A 16470-nucleotide genomic window follows, 5' to 3' on the forward strand; every position below is an offset into this window, starting at 1 on the left:
CGGCCACGGTATACGCAAGTATCAATTCGGCTCGGCCACCCGGACGGGGAACACCGAGCTATGAAAAACCACATTACAACCTGCGTGTTACAGTCCACAAATGACCGACACCATCTGGTCGAAAGACACCCTGCTCGATATCACAGTTAACGTCGTCCCACTCATGATTTTAGGCTTTTTCCTCCTGTTCTTCATACTCGTCGCTCCGTGGGGGGTTACCCTCTCATTAGTTTCTGCGATGCAGATTTTACTGATCGTCGTCCCATTCATCGCGCTCGTGATATTGACCTATGAGGCTGCCATTCACATTGAGAGATAACGTAGATCCGCTAATTTTGGTACGGATCTAAGAATAGTTTGAACGACACTGGTTACCCGCCTTGTTTGGAGTCGATTTTCTCTTGCTTCTCGTGGCAGTCTCTCTATGGAAACCAGGAACAAGACCGATTGCAGGATTGGTGTTCGTGTTCGTGCTAATCCCGCCACTAGCGGTTTTCGCAGTTCTTCTCGAACCGGGCTGAACGATTCGGTTACTCGTTTACCAGTAGTAGGCCAAGAGTGTGGATCATGTCATAACAAGAACAAGACCAGCCACAAACATCAGAGCAGCAATTATGCCGAGAACAAGCATCAAAAGCTCTTTCTCAGACATTACTTACGACTCACCCGTCCGATCTCGTGCTAATCCCGTTCGAAACGCGATCCATCCAAGCACGGTAATAAATAGAATGGGGGGGAGAATCATGAATCCCCAGAGTGGATCGACACCCCACCCGAGAAGGAGGATGATGTCTGCAATTCCGAGCGCGAGAAATGGTGACACCGCAAGAGTCGCCCGACGGCGGCTTATTTGTCGGGACGCAGTTTCGGAAGAGCCCATACCTACTGTTGGCTGGACTTCGGTAAAAAGCGCCCGATTCACGTACAGAGCAGGGCGAGTACCCACAGACACCCAGCCTTAGCATCTGTATGGAGACCGGTAATAACTCGATCAGCGTAGAGTTCACATTTGACGGACGGAGATTTTCGCTAGATTAAGGGCCTGTGTTGCGCAATAGTTTCACAATGAACTATATCACGTATCTGCTCGTGAGTCTCACACTCGTAGGAGCGTGGCTTCTCGGCATTACATTCACCGATGGAGGGGTCGGGGCAGTTATCGCCACGGTAGGTACGATGGGACCGTTAATCGTTCTCTTGATCTACTATCAAGGGTCAACTGAACCAGCATAGTGGGCAGAGATTCCCCGGATGACGGGCACATTCAACGGGTTTTGATTTCGAGAAATGTACCCACAGGCAGTAGACCTGTTGTTAGACGAGATGAGACAGTGAAGGGATGACGGAGACAGAGAATCTTTCGAGCGGGGAGCGCCGCGATCAGTAACCACTAAGCCCAATTCATTCCTCAGTGATAGAACAGATCACGAAGTCGAGATCATCGGCACAAAACGAACACCGGCGAACACGCCTACAGTGGACAAGGATGCAACTGGTCGGCAACACCGTCCCCTATTGTTTTGGACCTCGACCAGCCTCGATTATGCTCTCCCACCGACCGACCGCTTTCGTCTCAGATCTTCGTTGCTAACCCAATCCATATTCACAGAAAGGCACCACAGATGACGACAATCCAGCCGACTATCGAGCACAGGACAATAAACGTATGAGCCCCTCAACCCCAACTATCGACTGAGAATGACTACACACACCTGCCCCGTCTGTGCCGATCAGTTCGAGACAGCCGGAGCCACTCGCGATCATGCGTGGAACACCCACAACGCGTGCCACTACTGTGGTGAGCAACTGGAGGGAGAAACTGACGAGCGGTTGTATAGACATTGGCTCGCCGCGCATCCCGATACTCTCTCACGTGTCGACTACAAGCGAGCGGACGCAGCCGTCGATTCACTCACATTCACAGAGCGTCTCTCGGAGGGCGGAGTTAGTGCTGCTGTTGGAGGACTCACTCGCCGACAGCTCCTCCTCGCTGGCGGTGGGACTGCCACTGCCGCCCTCGTAGTTGGCGGAACCGTTCTTACCGACAACAAGGATACCGAATCCAACGGGAGCACCAATTCTACTGGTGAAACGAGCGCCGTCGCAACCGCACCGATTCCCGATTCGCCAAACGGATTCCGCTATGCAGTAATGGGATCCGCTGACGCCGAGGTCACAGTCACCTACGTCGGGAGTTGGAAATGTCCGTATTGCGCCCAGTTCAGCACCGGTATGCTCTCGCAACTGGTGACAGATTACGTCGACCCGGGCACAATCACGCTCGAATTCCGCGATCTCGCCTACATTGGCGGCGAGCCGTTTTTGGGCCCAGATGCACCGGCAGCCGGGCAGGCCGGGTTAGCCGTCTGGAACGCTGAGCCAGCCTCGTATTGGTCGTTTCACGAATACGTGTTCCAGAATCAGCCTCCCGAACGTGAGCAATGGGCAACTGCGGATCAGTTAGTAGAATTTGCCCGGTCGGCAGGAGTGTCAAAGACAGAAGCGGTCCGGACGGCAATTCAGAAAAACCAGTACGAGGACGCGCTTCGGGTGACAGGCAGGGCTGCGAGCGACAGTGGCGTCAATTCCACACCGACACTCCTCATCGACGGAACGACAATCAACCCGCTCGGGAACGAAGACCGGACCAGACGGCTGATCGAAGATGCTGCCGGACAGAGTTGAGTTGACGACCACCGATAGTCGGTTCTGGCTAGCAAGCGGGGCAGTAGTTGCGACGGTCGCGACCACTGGGAGCCTCTGGTTCAGTCTCGGCCTCGGGCTCGTTCCCTGTACCCTCTGTTGGTACCAACGGATTCTCATGTACCCGCTCGTCATCGTCTTAGGCGTTGCCGTAGTCGAGAATCACGACACGATTTGGCGGACAGTCACGCCACTATCCGTGGTTGGCGGGGTGATCGCTGCTTATCACTCCCTCCTCCAAGCGACGACGACCTCGTGTACCTTCGCAGGCCCCTGTGCAGTCGTCCAGTGGCGACTTCCCGTGCTTGGACTCACGATCCCGAATCTCTCACTCATCGCGTTCGTACTCGTGACGATTACAGCACTTGCGGGATCAGACGTGATCCAACCAGAACGTCAGCTATGAACGAAGTGACTATCGCGGGATGTCTCGGAATGAATAGCGCTGGAATCGACCTATCGAAGCCCGCTTGTAGTGTGAGTTCCAACATTCCAATATAATCAATGTCTTCGACATCTCGGGTCGGATCTGTCGCCACGGCAATTGGCCTCACATATGGATCGTACCTTGTTGGATCGGTCGTGATCCTCGCTGTCGTGACAGGTGTCGGACTGCTTGGCGTCGACCTTTCGTCGCGTCCTGGCCTCCGGCTGTTCCTAGTCACGGTCTTCTTGCAGGGAGTGACGTTCGGGGGAATTACCCTCCTCTATCTCAAACGCTATCACCTCGGATTCGGATTCATCCCCATCAATATTCCTGATAAACGTGATAGTGCAGTGATTATCGGCGGAAGTATTGCGCTCCTAGGTCTGCTCTTTGTGGCTTCGTCGGTGATTTCAGCCCTCGGTCTAAGCTCAGCACAGAATCAGATCGTCGAGGTCGGGCAAGAGAACCCGGGCGTGTTCCTGCTTCTCATTCCGCTTCAGTTTCTGTTGGTTGGACCCGGAGAAGAGCTGTTGTACCGGGGGCTCATCCAGGGGAGACTCCGCGAAACACTCCATCCAGCCCGCGCCATCGTTCTCGCCAGTGCATTATTCGCTTCGATCCACCTCTTCTCGTTGACCGGTGAGGGAAAATTGGTATATATTGGAACGGCATTTGTTCTGGCACTCGTGCTCGGGACTGCGTACGAATATACGGAGAATCTCGCAGTTCCTGCAGTTATGCATGCAACATATAATGCGGTCCAATTTGCGAGCGCGTACCTGACCTCGACGGGCGGGATTTGACATTTCTCCAGATTCGGCGCGTGACTTCAGACTAGCATTGGACACTCAAACTTAGAGAAGCTCCCGCTATGCCTATCCAGCTTGTGCCGAACATATCCAGGCGCTGTCCCGTGAACTGGGAATCTACAATCGCCCTATGTTTAGGCCGACCAAAATGCCGAGTGTATCATGACTACACGTTTCGGCGCACCCGGAACCGGACTGTCCCGGCGTGAGTTTCTCGCGGCAACTGGCGCGACCGGTATCGCTTCGTTAGCAGGCTGTTCTGCGGGCGGAGCCAACGAGCCAGCAGCAACGAGCGATACGCCCACGCAGGCACAAACTGACTCGCCTGATCTCCCCTACACCAGCCCTCCAACAGTCGTCAACGTCGACGAGCAGGGCGGCGAAGTGACGATGCGGACTCAGCAGGCCCGCCACGCCGTCCACCCGCTCGATACAATGGGTGGCCCTGTCGAATTCCCACGGGTCTGGGCGTTCCAGGCCGACGACAACGACCCCAGCGTCCCAGGTCCAATTCTCAGAACGACCGAGGGTAACGCGATGGAAGTGACACTCGACAACACTGACGGCCGACGTCCCCACACGATTCACTTCCACGGGGTTCGCAAGACGTGGAAGAACGATGGCGTTCCGACGACGACCGGCATTCAGGTCCCGCCAGGAGAGACACACACCTACGAGATTCCCGCGAACGTCCCTGGAACGCATTTCTATCATTGTCACTTCCAGACCCACCGACATATCGATATGGGCATGTACGGGATCTACCGAGTCGATCCCGAAGGCTACGAACCGGCGGACCGCGAATACTTCATGACGATCAAGGACTGGGATTCGCGGGTTCCACGGAAGTGGGCCGGAGAGGCGGACTTCACCTACAATTCGGCCAGTCGCAATCCAGACGTGTTTACCGTCAACGGGAAGAGCGCACCCCGAACGCTGCACCCCGAAGAAGGATCCCCGATCATCGTCGACGAGGGCGACTCAGTTCGTATCCACCTCGTCAACGGTGGGTACATGTCGCACCCGATGCATATCCATAACCACCGCTTCCAGCGTGTTGAAAAGGATGGCGGGACGATTCCGGAGGCTGCCCGCCACGACATGGACGTCACGAACGTTGCCCCTGCTGAACGACACACGATCGAATTTACTGCCGATGCAGACCCCGGCATCTACCTGATGCACTGCCATAAGGTCAATCACGTGATGAACGGCACGTTCTATCCCGGCGGGATGCTCACCGGCGTGGTCTATCGGTCCGTCATGGATACGGAAATCTTCAACCAACTCATGGAGTACGCCGGCTACAGCCAGTAGGTGAACGGCTTCTACAATCATTAGGTCGAAAACAAACGAGAGAGACTATGCAAGTCGAACGCAAGACCCTCGCGAAGATCCTCGTCGGGGTGTTCGTGTTCAACCTCGTGGTTATGGGAGGTGGTGCCTGGTACTCGTATCAAAACACGCCACCGATTCCGGATCGAGGGGTGGGTCCAGACGGGTCAACGATCGTTTCGAACGAACAGATACAGACTGGAAAAGCAGTCTTCCAGTCTGACGGCTTAATGAATCAGGGAACCATCCTCGGCAACGGCGCCTACTTTGGAGTCGACTACACCGCCGATACGTTGGATCTAAAGCGACAGTATATGGCGACGTACTACGCCCGAGAGCGCTTCGACGCCGAGTATGACGCCCTCTCTGCGAGCCAGCAAGCGGTCGTCGATCAACGAGTAAAGACAGATCTCCAAGACACGACTGACCGGAGCACGATCCGCCACTCGGCCGCCGAGGCATACGCACACCGACAGGTCCGAGAGACGTACGTGGAGCGCTACCACGAGGGCGAGGCCGAGCGTGGCGTTCCGCAGGGAATGATCGCCACCGACGATCAGGCACGCCGCTTCGCTGACTTTGCACTCTGGACAGCCTGGATCGCCAGTACGGACCGTCCGGGTACAGAGACGAGTTATACGAATAACTGGCCGTACGCTCCGGGGACCGGAAACGTCCCGACCGGAGGGACGATGATCTGGAGCGTCATCAGTATGGTATTACTAGTCGGTGCCGCAGGAATCGGCGTTTGGGCCTACAAGTCCGTTGAACTCCCGGAGCCGGATATCGACAGCGTCACGATTCCCGATCCAGACGAGATCGCACTGTTGCCTAGTCAACGTGCCGCGACGAGATTCATCCCCATCGCGGCCGCTCTCTTCACTGCTCAGGTACTTCTGGGTGCGCTCTTGGCTCATTACTACGTTGAACGGGCTGGTTTCTTCGGGCTCTTCGAGAGTCTCGGCATGAACATTCTCCAGATCCTCCCGTTCTACCTCGCCCGCACCTATCACATCGACCTCGGGATTCTCTGGATCGCGACGTTGTGGATCGGTTCGGGGCTGTTTCTGCCTCCACTTCTCACCGGCTACGAGCCATCGAATCAGGCCAAGTATACCCACCTCCTGCTCGGGACGTTGGTAATCGTCATTCTCGGGGGTTTCGCCGGTATCTGGCTTGGTGCCAACGGATATATCGACGGCGACTTGTGGTGGATTCTCGGCAACGAAGGACTCGAATATCTCGAAGTCGGACGACTCTGGCAGGCGGGCCTCCTCGTCGGCTTCGGGCTGTGGGCCGTCCTCGTCGCTCGGGGGTTCAAACCACTGCTCGACCGTGAACCACAGTATGGTCTGGCCCATATGATACTGTACGCGGGCGGCTCGATCGGCGTTCTCTTTCTGGCGGGAATGCTGTATACGCCGAAGACGAATATCGTGATGACGGAGTTCTGGCGATGGTGGGTTGTCCACATGTGGGTGGAGGGTGCCTTCGAGTTCTTCATCGTCGCCATCGTCGGACTCACGCTTGTCTCGATGGGCTTGTTGCGCAAGCGGTCGGCAGAAAAGGCAGTCATTTTCGAGGCGCTGTTCGTGATGGGTACGGGTGTCATCGGCGTTGCCCACCACTACTGGTGGGTTGGCCAACCTGACGTCTGGCTGCCGGTCGGTACGATCTTCTCAACGCTTGAACTCATCCCCCTCGTACTCATCCTCTTTGAAGCCCTCAACGAATATCGCGTCCTCGCAACGAGTGACGAGACGTTCCCCTATACGCTCCCGTTCATGTTCATTATCGCGTCAGGAGCGTGGAACTTCGTCGGTGGAGGCGTTCTCGGGTTCTTCATCAATCTGCCGCTCATCAACTACTACGAGCACGGTACCTACCTGACGGTCGGCCATGCACATGCGGCGATGTTCGGGGCGTTCGGCTTTCTCGCACTCGGGATGGCGACCTATATGTTGCGAATCGCCACCGCTCCTGGCCAGTGGGTCGAGCGACGGCTCCGGTGGGCATTCTGGCTCTGGAACGCTGGCCTGGCGGTGATGGTATTTGTCTCCGTTCTCCCGGTCGGCTTCCTCCAACTCGAAGTCGCCTTCACCCAGGGATATGACGCCGCCCGGAGCCTCGCGTTCTACAATCGCGAAGTCATCCAACTGCTGTTCTGGGCGCGGTTCCCCGGCGATACGCTTCTCATTCTCGGGACGCTCGTGTTCGCATACGATATGATCCGGAAGCGGTTCGCGCTCCGCGACGTCATGACACCGGATGAGGCGCCCGCATCACAGAGCATCTCGGAACGCGTCCTCGCGGAAGACGATGACTAACCCAACATACGAAGGATGTGTCCCTCACGCCCACGAATGATTTCCATCACTTCGACAAAGGTAGCTAATATTGGATGGTCAACGTCCAAGGGTTCGTATAGATATGAGCAGAGTGTAGTGTAGTCACGCTCACCTGACGACCGCTCGGACCGCCGGACATGGATCTGCTCTTGTCGTCGTTGAAGCCACTCCTCACATTTCCGTGTCAGCGATTGGAGTGTTTCTTGGCGGCTGGTTAATTGGGTGACCGAAAGGTCCCGTAAGTCTTCGTCGTCGATTTCGACAACCGTATTTCGGATCGTCTGGATTGTGGATTGGGCATCTTTGAACATCACAGATTCCGTTTCAAGTGTTTCTATAAACACCCGGCGGCGGTCAATACACTGCTGAGCGGCACCAAGGAGTCGCTGTTTGATGACTTGTGAAAACGACATCGCTTCCGAAATCAGGAGCAGGACATCAGCCCCAAATTCGGCACTAATGCTCGTCTCGAACGAATCACCGTAAACATCGTCGTAGTGATCGACTGCCATCACGGTCTCCCGATAATACGGCTCGATCACGTCACGGACAGACGGCTGCGCGGATGAGAACCTCTGATGCGCCCCACCAGATATCTGTTCGATCTGTGGCGGGTCTGTTTTGAGACTTTGAGTACGCTTGCGAAACCGCCGAAAGGCCTGGCACTCACGTTCAACCTCGCGTCGCTCTCGCCGAACGCTTTCAAGGGCAGCGTCCAGATACGTCGGCCAAGAGGGTTCTTCGGTGGTCATGGCCAGTATAGCGGCACATATATTGTGTCTGCAGTACAGTCAATTTCGGCCATAAGCTTCGTGGACGGGGCGTGTGACGTTGACTGCGCCCGCGACGACTCGTCTACCCCGAGAACGAGCTGTAGGAGACGCTACCTTGATCGACGATGGTCTGGCTTTCGGGAACGTCTCCGTCCGGCGGCATACTCCCCTCCGCGGGACCGCCGGGTTCGCCGACGACGATCCGACCAACCATCCCCAGGGTCTTGTGTGGAATACAGAAGTAATCGTACGTGCCCGTGGTCTCAAACGTGTGTTCGTAGGTCGCGCCCTGTTCGCTAAGAATTTCGCTATTGAACGTTTCTGCTCCCTCGGGAATCCGATTTACCGAGGCTGAACTCGTTCCTTCTTTATATGCGGTTGCCGAGTGGCTCCCACTCTGAATTTCGAATGTCACAGTTTCCCCGGATTCAATGAACAGACCGATCGGATCGAAATAATACTCGCTCCCTTCAGTGACCATCATAACCGTATTCGAGCCCCCTGAGCCCTCGGTTGTTTCCTCTCCCGAACCGCCAGTCGTCTCCTCTGTGTCGGTTGTGTTCGGTTCACCGCCACCACTATCTCCGTTTCCTGAACTACTACATCCCGCGAGACTGGTCACGCCACCTGTTGCGAGAATTCCGGCTGACTTGAGGACTTGTCGACGCTCCATACCCACTTATCAAACCCCCCGGTATAAGGGTCGAGGGCGGATTCCCAATACGTAGGACAACGCCTTCGTTTGACGTAGCGCAGTCGCAAAGTCGGAGTGATGGCATTCTATCCGAGGGCGGTCCATTTTTCATCCAATCTGCGAATCATCGTTCAGACCAATAGAGACATCTGTCGAGGTGAGACCGGTGATTGATCCCGTTCTTGCGAGCCGTCTCCAGTTTGCACTCACTACGATCGTCCACATCATCTTCCCAGTGATGAGTATGGGTCTCGCCCCGTTTCTCATCTATTTCACATGGAAGGAGATCCGCACCAAACAACCAGTATACGAACAGCTCCGTCGGTTCTGGACCCGCATCTTTGCGGTCAGCTTCGTCGTTGGAACGGTGACCGGACTCGTCCTTGAGTTCGAATTCGGAACGAACTTCGCCGCGTTCTCAACGACCGCGGGGGAGCTGTTTGGCGGCCCGCTCGCCCTGGAGGGAATGATGGCATTCATGCTTGAAGCCACATTCCTCGGTATCTTCGTCTTTGGACGGGACCGGGTGTCTGACCGACTGTACTTCCTGTCGAGTATTGCCGTCGGACTCGGTACCTGGCTTTCGGCCGTCTGGATCCTTATCGCGAACTCGTGGATGCAGACGCCGCGTGGGTTCGAAATCGTCGTGGAGAACGGCCAGCGTATCGTGAAGCTCACCGACCCGCTCGCGGCCTATCTCAACCCACGATTCCCCTATATGTTCATCCACATGCAGAACGCGGCCGTCGAGTCGGTCGCGCTCTTCATGGCCGGCGTTGCCGCCTATTACGTATTCCGGCACCACGTCTGGGGCTACCCGATTGAACACATCGACGTCTGGGAGAAGACGCTCAAAATCGCGCTCGTCGTCCTGCTCATCACGGCCCCACTACAGGTGATTCAGGGCGACGAATATGCCCGCCACGTCTCTGAAACCCAACCGCAGAAATTCGCCGCGATGGAAGCCGTCTGGGAGACCGACTCCTACGTCCCCGAGTATATCGTCGCGTTCCCCACGGACGTCAACGATCTGCTGAACCCCCGTACAAAAGATCTCTTTGGCATCGGCATCCCGGGTGGCGCATCCTGGCTCGCGAGCGGTGGAAACCCGCAGGCAACGATACGCGGCCTCGACTCCTTCTCGACGAAAGCTCCACCAGTGGCGATCGTCTTCTGGGCGTTCCGAATCATGGTCGCACTCGGCTTCTGGTTCATTCTGCTGGCCGTCTGGGGTGCCTATCGCTGGTGGCGCGGCGAACTCTTCGAGGACGACCTGCTGCATAAGGCGTTGATGGCGTCGTCTCTTCTGGGGTTCCTCGCCGTAGAGGTCGGCTGGATCGTCACCGAGGTCGGACGACAGCCGTGGGTCATTCAGGGGGTAATGAAGACGAGTGCCGGCGTCTCTCCGAGTCTCACAGGCGCCGAAGCAACGTTCACCCTCCTCGGATTCGTTACCGGGTACATCCTGTTGCTGGGCCTCTACACATACGTTATCGGTCGTATCATCCGAGCGGGGCCGCCATCGAGAGACGAACTCACGCAGAGTAATGCTGCCCACGTTCCAGAGTCAGAGGTGATGTCCAGTGACTAACGTCGGAACGCTGGCTACGAAGCCGCTATTCGGATTACCGCTCGCCGAGCTCTGGTTCGCGCTGCTGTTTTTCATCTTTGGGATGTTCCTCTTTCTCGACGGCTTCGACTTCGGCGTGGGCGTCCTGTTTGCGACCCGTACCGATGATCACGAGAAAGAACAGCTGTTGGCGGCTGTCGGGCCGTTCTGGGACGGGAACGAGGTCTGGCTCGTCGTCTTCGGTGGGGCGCTGTTTGCGGCGTTTCCGTCCGCCTACGCGAATCTCTTCAGCCGATACTATCTGTTGATGTTCGCGATTCTCGCCGCACTCGGTCTCCGAGGGCTCGCCCCAGAAATGTATGAGGAGCGTGAAGACGACCACTGGAAGACACTCTGGGGCTACGCGTTCGTCATCGGGAGTACCGGTACGCCGTTTCTGCTGGGGCTGTTCGTGATGAACTGGCTGGTCGGAGCGACTGGGCTCATCACCCCCGTGGGGGTCCTCGGTGGTGTCACAGTCCTTGTCCTCACGATCGTCGACGGGGCGGCGTTCCTCGGACTGAAAACCCGCGGCAGGCTGCGAGATGAGATGCGGAAGTACGGTGTCCGAGCCGCCGTGGGTTATCTTGGTGGAGCGGTCATCACTCTGGGGGCGATATATGTGACCGAACCAGGGCTGCGCTCCTCGTTTCGATCACCCCTCATCGTCGCACTTGTGATGCTCACTGCTACCCTGACGGGAATCTACGTCGTCGCGCTCCGTAGACGTCGGTATTACGCCGCGTTCGCGGCGACAGCCGCACTCGTCTTCGGACTCGTAGGGCTCGTCGCAACCCTTCTATTCCCCTTCGTCGATCGGACCGCAGGACTCACTATCCGAGAGGCGATCATCTCCACGCTTCCGCTCAATCTTATGTCGATAATGGCGAGCGTGCTGCTCCCAATCGTGCTCGTGTACTTTGTCGTGCTCTATTCCGCGTTCAGCGGACCGATCGATATGGAGGAAACATACCAATGAAACGACTTCAGATCCAACGAACGACCAGCGTATGGAAGAACAACATAGTGTCCAGGGGCTACAACACTTGGACTGCGTTCAACCGAGACCAAGTGCGATGACTGCAACGCGTTCCTCTCCCGAACCGCAACTATTGTCTCGGATCATCGTAACATGGATTGAACTCACAATCGTCGGCCTCACAGGTGGAATCCTTGGGACAGCAGTTGGTGGGCCGCTCAGTCTAATCGCCTACCTCGTCACGACACTTGTCTCGGTCGGGGTTCTTTTTTACAACGTAAATGAATTGATTGAACGCCACGTTATATACGAGTGAAAAATAAGACAATGTTGAGCTTGGCCAATTCCTGTTCCGCGAAGATGCACACCATCGCCTTCAGTGGAGTAAACGAGTCGCTACCAGCTAATCGAGACTGTTCTAACTAATGACATTATCACTGATACCACCGTTCGTGCCTGTCTTGCTCGTTGCGATTCTTTCGCCGTTGTTCTCCCGCCGGACTAGTCATGCTCTCGGCCTGGTCGCGACTGCTGTCGTTGTACCGTACGTATGGCTCCTCCCAGAGGGTGCACTTATATCTGGAAGTTTATTCGGCTTTTCGACCATTTTTCTGTACGTTGACTCATTCACTCGATTGATGGGCGGTATCTTCGCATTCATTGGTTCAATCGGCATTATTTATTCATATGCGAGTGATGCCGATACCGTTCAGACAGCATTTGCCCTCAGTTACGTTGGAACTAGCATTGGGGCCGTGTTCGCAGGTGATTGGTTGACGCTTATTTTCTTTGTGGAGTTAATGTCAGTCGGAAGTACGCTACTTGTCTGGCATTACGGCGGCCGGGCGGTTCGAGCGGGTTTCCGGTATGCACTCTGGCATGGAATCGGTGGGAGCCTGTTACTGGCAGCAATCGCTTGGCAATACGCAACTGTCAATTCGTTTTTGTTTACTGCGGCTGATGGCATCGTCGGTACTGTCCCTCAAGTACTGGCTGTCGTGGGTGTCGGCACTATGGTCGGATTCATTGGCCTCCACACGTGGCTTCCTGACACATATCCTAAGCCCCACATCGCTGCGAGCGTTTTTCTCTGTGTTTATACGACGAAAACAGGAGTCTATGTGATGTATCGAATATTTCCGGAGGGACAGCTCGCAGTTGCTTATATGGGTGGCGGAATGGCCGTCTTCGGGGCATTCATGGCTCTGATGCAGAGTGATATGCGACGGCTTCTCTCCTATCATATTCAATCACAGGTCGGGTACATGATAGCAGGGGTTGGAATTGGAACAACACTCGCCACCGCTGGTGCATTCGGTCACGTCTTCAATCACATCCTCTACAAGAGTCTCTTGTTTATGACCGTCGGCGTCGTAATTTATCGAACAGGCGAAGAAAGTCTGAAACGCGTCGGCGGGCTCGCGAGAAAGTTACCAGTAACGACGGTAGCCTTTTCTATCGCGGCACTTTCAATCGCAGGATTCCCAGGCTTTAATGGGTTCGTCAGCAAAGGGATGGTTCTATCAGCCGCCGAGTACGAGGAGATGGAGACTCTCTGGTGGTTATTGATACTGGGCGGCGTAGGAACGTTCCTATCGTTTATCAAACTGGGCTATTATGTGTTTTTCCACGGCGACTACGACGGGGAGATCTACGACGCAACCCGAGGACAGAAAGTTGCGATGGCGATAGTAGCAGGCCTGTGTGTGATCTTCGGAGTGTACCCCAGTGGATTGTTCAGTATCATCCCCTTTGGGTCAGAGATTCATTATGAAACATTCACCTTGGGTCATATCAGTGAGGGTCTTGAGCTTGCGATAGCAGGTATTCTTGGATTTGTTATCTTACGTCGGCCACTCAAGCGAATTGGCCGCATTCCAGATTTCGACGATATTTACAATCCCGCCGTTTTCTTTGGGACCAAAGCAATAGTACACGGAGTCACCAACTCATTTGCTCGCATCGGTCAATTTATGGTGCGTCTCACCACAGGGACTCGATGGCTCCTTACTAATCCCGAGTTAGGAGTCAGACGTATCACAGCCTTTGTGAAACAATCAGACACTGCTAAGCCTCTGGACAAAGATGTAACACCAGGTACTTTTAGAGCAGGTATTGGCCAATCAATTGCCATTATTGTATTAGTCCTTGCACTTATGTTGTTTGTATTGCTATTCAGTTAACGTTGGATAAGGTATTACGATTCTCAATGCGTGCATAGATGAGCTTGGCACCCATAGCGGCGAACAGCTTCTGGAGTTACAGTCGACAGTATTATCAATTCCACGGATGAGCTTCCAAGTGCTCCGTTGGTGTAGCTCGGCCAATCATCTCGGCATCTCACGCCGAGGACCGAGGTTCAAATCCTCGACGGAGCATCCACGTTCTGCCTACAATCGCCTCTGATCAGACAGACCACCAACACGATACCGGTGTCTCCGAATACCAGTCGTCATTCACAACCTGAGGCACGTCTCAGGCGAAACTCCAGACGGGTAGTCCGGTGGTCGTACTATCATCGGCATATCCCTTGACGGTCTCCCCTCCACACATCACCAGACACATGAGCAAGGCCAGTAATCCGCTTACTCGCTGGAAATCCAGATTAGAACGAAGTACCATCACGGAACTCGCTACTATCACTAGCCCAACCACTGTCATCCTTGTACTGGGGGTTGTATTGTTCTCATTCCCACTGAGACTGCTCGGTTGGCTCTCGTGTGGTCTGCTCGGACTCCTTGCTGCAGTAGTCTCGGGTCGAATGTCGAACATCAACTACGGCCTCGTCGACTGGCCTCGCCCTGCGACAACAGGCGACGTAGCGGTCAATGGAATCGCATACAATAGTGTGCTAGTACTTGGAATCGGTCTCGCTCAGGTGGGGTGGATTGCCTCGGATAATATACTGCTCGGCGTTGCAATCGGGGCAATACTGCCGTCTTGGTTTCTCAAACATATTCACCTTCTCGTGTTTTTGGGCGAGGAGTGACGCTCTCTGAGCATCCCGTTACCGAGAGATACGCGCCGCCGAACTGCATAGCGTTTACGCCCGTGGATAAGAGACAGGATGGCCAGACTGTCCGAGAATCAGAGGTTGCTCCGAGGACAACGCGAGAACGTCGACGATTCCAATGAAGACCCAGTCAATCACATCGGGTTAGAGTGAGTGTCTGCTTGGATGCGGTGTGAAGCCTACCCAAGCAGACAGTGAGTTAGAGGAAGAGCACCTGCTTAATTTTGTTGTCAACAGCCTCGGAGACGAACTTCCGATTGACCTCGCTGAGAATGTGAAGGTCACCTCCGATGAGTTGTACGAGGACCTCAATCAACCACGTCTGCGAAACAACCGACGACTCACCGGACGCCAACACCGCCCGGGGACATCTCACCGACCAGTTCGAACTTGACGCCGTCGAGGCAGTTGGAGACACGCTCCTCCAACGGGATGCTCTTGAGACACTGCCGGATCGACCGGTGGAGGTCGTCGCCGACCTCCACCTCGATCCCTACTACGGCGACGGAGATGAGACAGAAGCGCTGTACTCGTCGCAGGCGAAACGCGGAACAACGACGTTTCACGCGTATGCGACGCTGTACGCGCGGGTACGTAACAAACGGTATACGCTGGCGGTTCGCCAGCTCGTTGCTGGCGACGCTACCAGCGATGTCCTCGCTGCGTTTCTCGAACTCCTTGACGGCCTTGACGCCGAGGTCAAGGCCGTCTACCTCGACCGCGGATTCTACAACAGCACCTGTCTTGGACTGCTGTACGCACACAACTACGCCTACGTCATGCCGATTGTCAAGTGGGGAGAGGCGATTCAAGAGGAACTCAGCAACAGCTGGAGCCGTGAGATCGAACACGATCTCGCCGGCGAGGTGACGTTTCCTGTGTTCATCGATTACGTCTACCAGCAGGGACGATACGACGAACACGGGGTGGCGCGTCACGGCTACGCCGCTGACGCGCCGTTCATCGACACGCCACGGGATGCCCGAGAGCACTACAGCAAGCGCTTCGGCATCGAGTCGAGCTACCGATTAGCCAACCAGAGCCTCGCGTTCACCAGTTCTCAGGACGCTGGCCTGCGGCTGGTGATGTTTGTCGTGAGCCTGCTGCTCCAGAACAGCTGGCGGTATCTTCACTGGAGGTACGTGGCGGCGCCCCGCCGCGGGGGCGCCGCCTCTGGCAGTGGTCGTTCACGGAGTTCTGTGAGATGGTGCTGCGGGCAGCCTGGACAGCGCTCGGTGTGCGCAGGGCTGTTTCAGCGAACCAGCCACTTGACGACCGGCTCTTCCGGTAGCTGTCCACCGATCCGGACAGCCGTCGTGAGTGGCGACACCGTCGCGTCGGCGGCTAATCGCCGCCGACCGCGACTGACCCCTCGTGTTCATCTACGAATCGGAACGTCCAGAAGCGACTCTCATCTTCCGTTCACCACTCAATCAAGCCTCAACACGAATCAACTACGAAGCCTTGTGAGGTACTGAGACCAGTTTGCCCTCGCCGGAGAGCGAATAGAGAAGAACATAGCGAAAAGCCATTGGCGAGCACATCATCTCCATCGGATGGAACGACACTCGAAAGGTTCCCTGAATCAAACCCCTGAACAATAGCTCCTTGCCAAGACCGACCCCCGTTTAGGAATTCGTGATTGGTAACAGCGTGTATCGACGTTAGCGGCCACTGTTAAAATTGCATTCGATGTGAACACGTGGAGTGCTGTGATTCTGGAAATGTCCAGGATATTTCTATTGGTTCGTCACTCACCACCGCCGTCTGGTAGATCGAT

General features: G+C 55.6%; 13 protein-coding genes, 1 tRNA gene and 1 pseudogene. 12 read left to right on the top strand and 3 right to left on the bottom strand.

Annotated elements, in window-relative coordinates:
* The first annotated feature begins 100 nt into the window (after positions 1 to 100).
* A complete protein-coding gene (locus tag NDI79_RS22250) occupies positions 101 to 319 on the top strand; it encodes a DUF6684 family protein (RefSeq protein WP_310930813.1) in 219 nt (72 codons plus the stop codon).
* 336 nt (positions 320 to 655) lie between these two features.
* Here the strand turns inward: NDI79_RS22250 and NDI79_RS23705 are convergent, their stop codons facing one another.
* Positions 656 to 880, bottom strand: a complete 225-nt coding sequence (locus tag NDI79_RS23705) for a DUF8142 family protein (protein ID WP_425499655.1) — start codon at positions 878 to 880, stop codon at positions 656 to 658.
* 818 nt (positions 881 to 1698) lie between these two features.
* On the opposite strand from NDI79_RS23705, the gene NDI79_RS22255 reads away from it, so the two are divergent.
* From NDI79_RS22255 to NDI79_RS22275, 5 genes are all read left to right on the top strand, one after another.
* Positions 1699 to 2685 (top strand): DsbA family protein, encoded by a 987-nt coding sequence (locus NDI79_RS22255; protein WP_310930814.1) that lies wholly within the window; start codon positions 1699 to 1701, stop codon positions 2683 to 2685.
* On the top strand, positions 2666 to 3109 hold the full coding sequence (locus NDI79_RS22260) for a disulfide bond formation protein B (RefSeq protein ID WP_310930815.1): 444 nt from the start codon (positions 2666 to 2668) through the stop codon (positions 3107 to 3109). Before NDI79_RS22255 ends, NDI79_RS22260 begins: the two co-directional genes overlap by 20 nt.
* Before the next feature lie 176 nt (positions 3110 to 3285).
* Positions 3286 to 3933 (top strand): CPBP family intramembrane glutamic endopeptidase, encoded by a 648-nt coding sequence (locus tag NDI79_RS22265; protein WP_310930816.1) that lies wholly within the window; start codon positions 3286 to 3288, stop codon positions 3931 to 3933.
* A 168-nt stretch (positions 3934 to 4101) separates the two neighbouring features.
* Positions 4102 to 5256, top strand: coding sequence for a multicopper oxidase domain-containing protein (locus tag NDI79_RS22270; RefSeq protein ID WP_310930817.1), 1155 nt, complete (start codon positions 4102 to 4104; stop codon positions 5254 to 5256).
* A gap of 47 nt (positions 5257 to 5303) precedes the next feature.
* Positions 5304 to 7601 (top strand): nitric-oxide reductase large subunit, encoded by a 2298-nt coding sequence (locus NDI79_RS22275; RefSeq protein ID WP_310930818.1) that lies wholly within the window; start codon positions 5304 to 5306, stop codon positions 7599 to 7601.
* Here NDI79_RS22275 and NDI79_RS22280 read toward each other — a convergent pair.
* Complete coding sequence (locus NDI79_RS22280) at positions 7598 to 8374, bottom strand: DUF7260 family protein (RefSeq protein ID WP_310930819.1); 777 nt, start codon at positions 8372 to 8374, stop codon at positions 7598 to 7600. The genes NDI79_RS22275 and NDI79_RS22280 overlap by 4 nt on opposite strands.
* Before the next feature lie 103 nt (positions 8375 to 8477).
* The gene (locus NDI79_RS22285; protein ID WP_310930820.1) at positions 8478 to 9068 is read right to left on the bottom strand and encodes a plastocyanin/azurin family copper-binding protein; all 591 of its coding nucleotides are present in this window, start codon (positions 9066 to 9068) and stop codon (positions 8478 to 8480) included.
* A 187-nt stretch (positions 9069 to 9255) separates the two neighbouring features.
* On the opposite strand from NDI79_RS22285, the gene NDI79_RS22290 reads away from it, so the two are divergent.
* The 6 genes and pseudogenes from NDI79_RS22290 (at position 9256) to NDI79_RS22315 (ending at position 15981) form a co-directional block, all read left to right on the top strand.
* Positions 9256 to 10680 (top strand): cytochrome ubiquinol oxidase subunit I, encoded by a 1425-nt coding sequence (locus tag NDI79_RS22290; RefSeq protein WP_310930821.1) that lies wholly within the window; start codon positions 9256 to 9258, stop codon positions 10678 to 10680.
* Positions 10673 to 11677 carry a cytochrome d ubiquinol oxidase subunit II gene (gene cydB / locus NDI79_RS22295; RefSeq protein WP_310930822.1) on the top strand — a complete coding sequence of 335 codons (1005 nt, stop codon included), beginning with the start codon at positions 10673 to 10675 and terminating at the stop codon, positions 11675 to 11677. The genes NDI79_RS22290 and cydB overlap by 8 nt, the downstream gene beginning before the upstream one ends.
* Positions 11678 to 12102: 425 nt before the next feature.
* Positions 12103 to 13860: a Na(+)/H(+) antiporter subunit D gene (locus NDI79_RS22300; protein WP_310930823.1), complete on the top strand. Its 1758-nt coding sequence runs from the start codon at positions 12103 to 12105 to the stop codon at positions 13858 to 13860.
* A 120-nt stretch (positions 13861 to 13980) separates the two neighbouring features.
* A tRNA-Glu gene (locus tag NDI79_RS22305) sits at positions 13981 to 14055 on the top strand.
* Between the two features lie 383 nt (positions 14056 to 14438).
* A complete protein-coding gene (locus tag NDI79_RS22310) occupies positions 14439 to 14666 on the top strand; it encodes a hypothetical protein (RefSeq protein WP_310930824.1) in 228 nt (75 codons plus the stop codon).
* A 196-nt stretch (positions 14667 to 14862) separates the two neighbouring features.
* Positions 14863 to 15981 (top strand): annotated as a pseudogene (locus NDI79_RS22315) (ISH3 family transposase).
* Positions 15982 to 16470 lie beyond the last annotated feature (489 nt).

This window comes from Halogeometricum sp. S3BR5-2, from assembly GCF_031624635.1.
Taxonomy (GTDB): Archaea; Halobacteriota; Halobacteria; order Halobacteriales; family Haloferacaceae; genus Halogeometricum; species Halogeometricum luteum.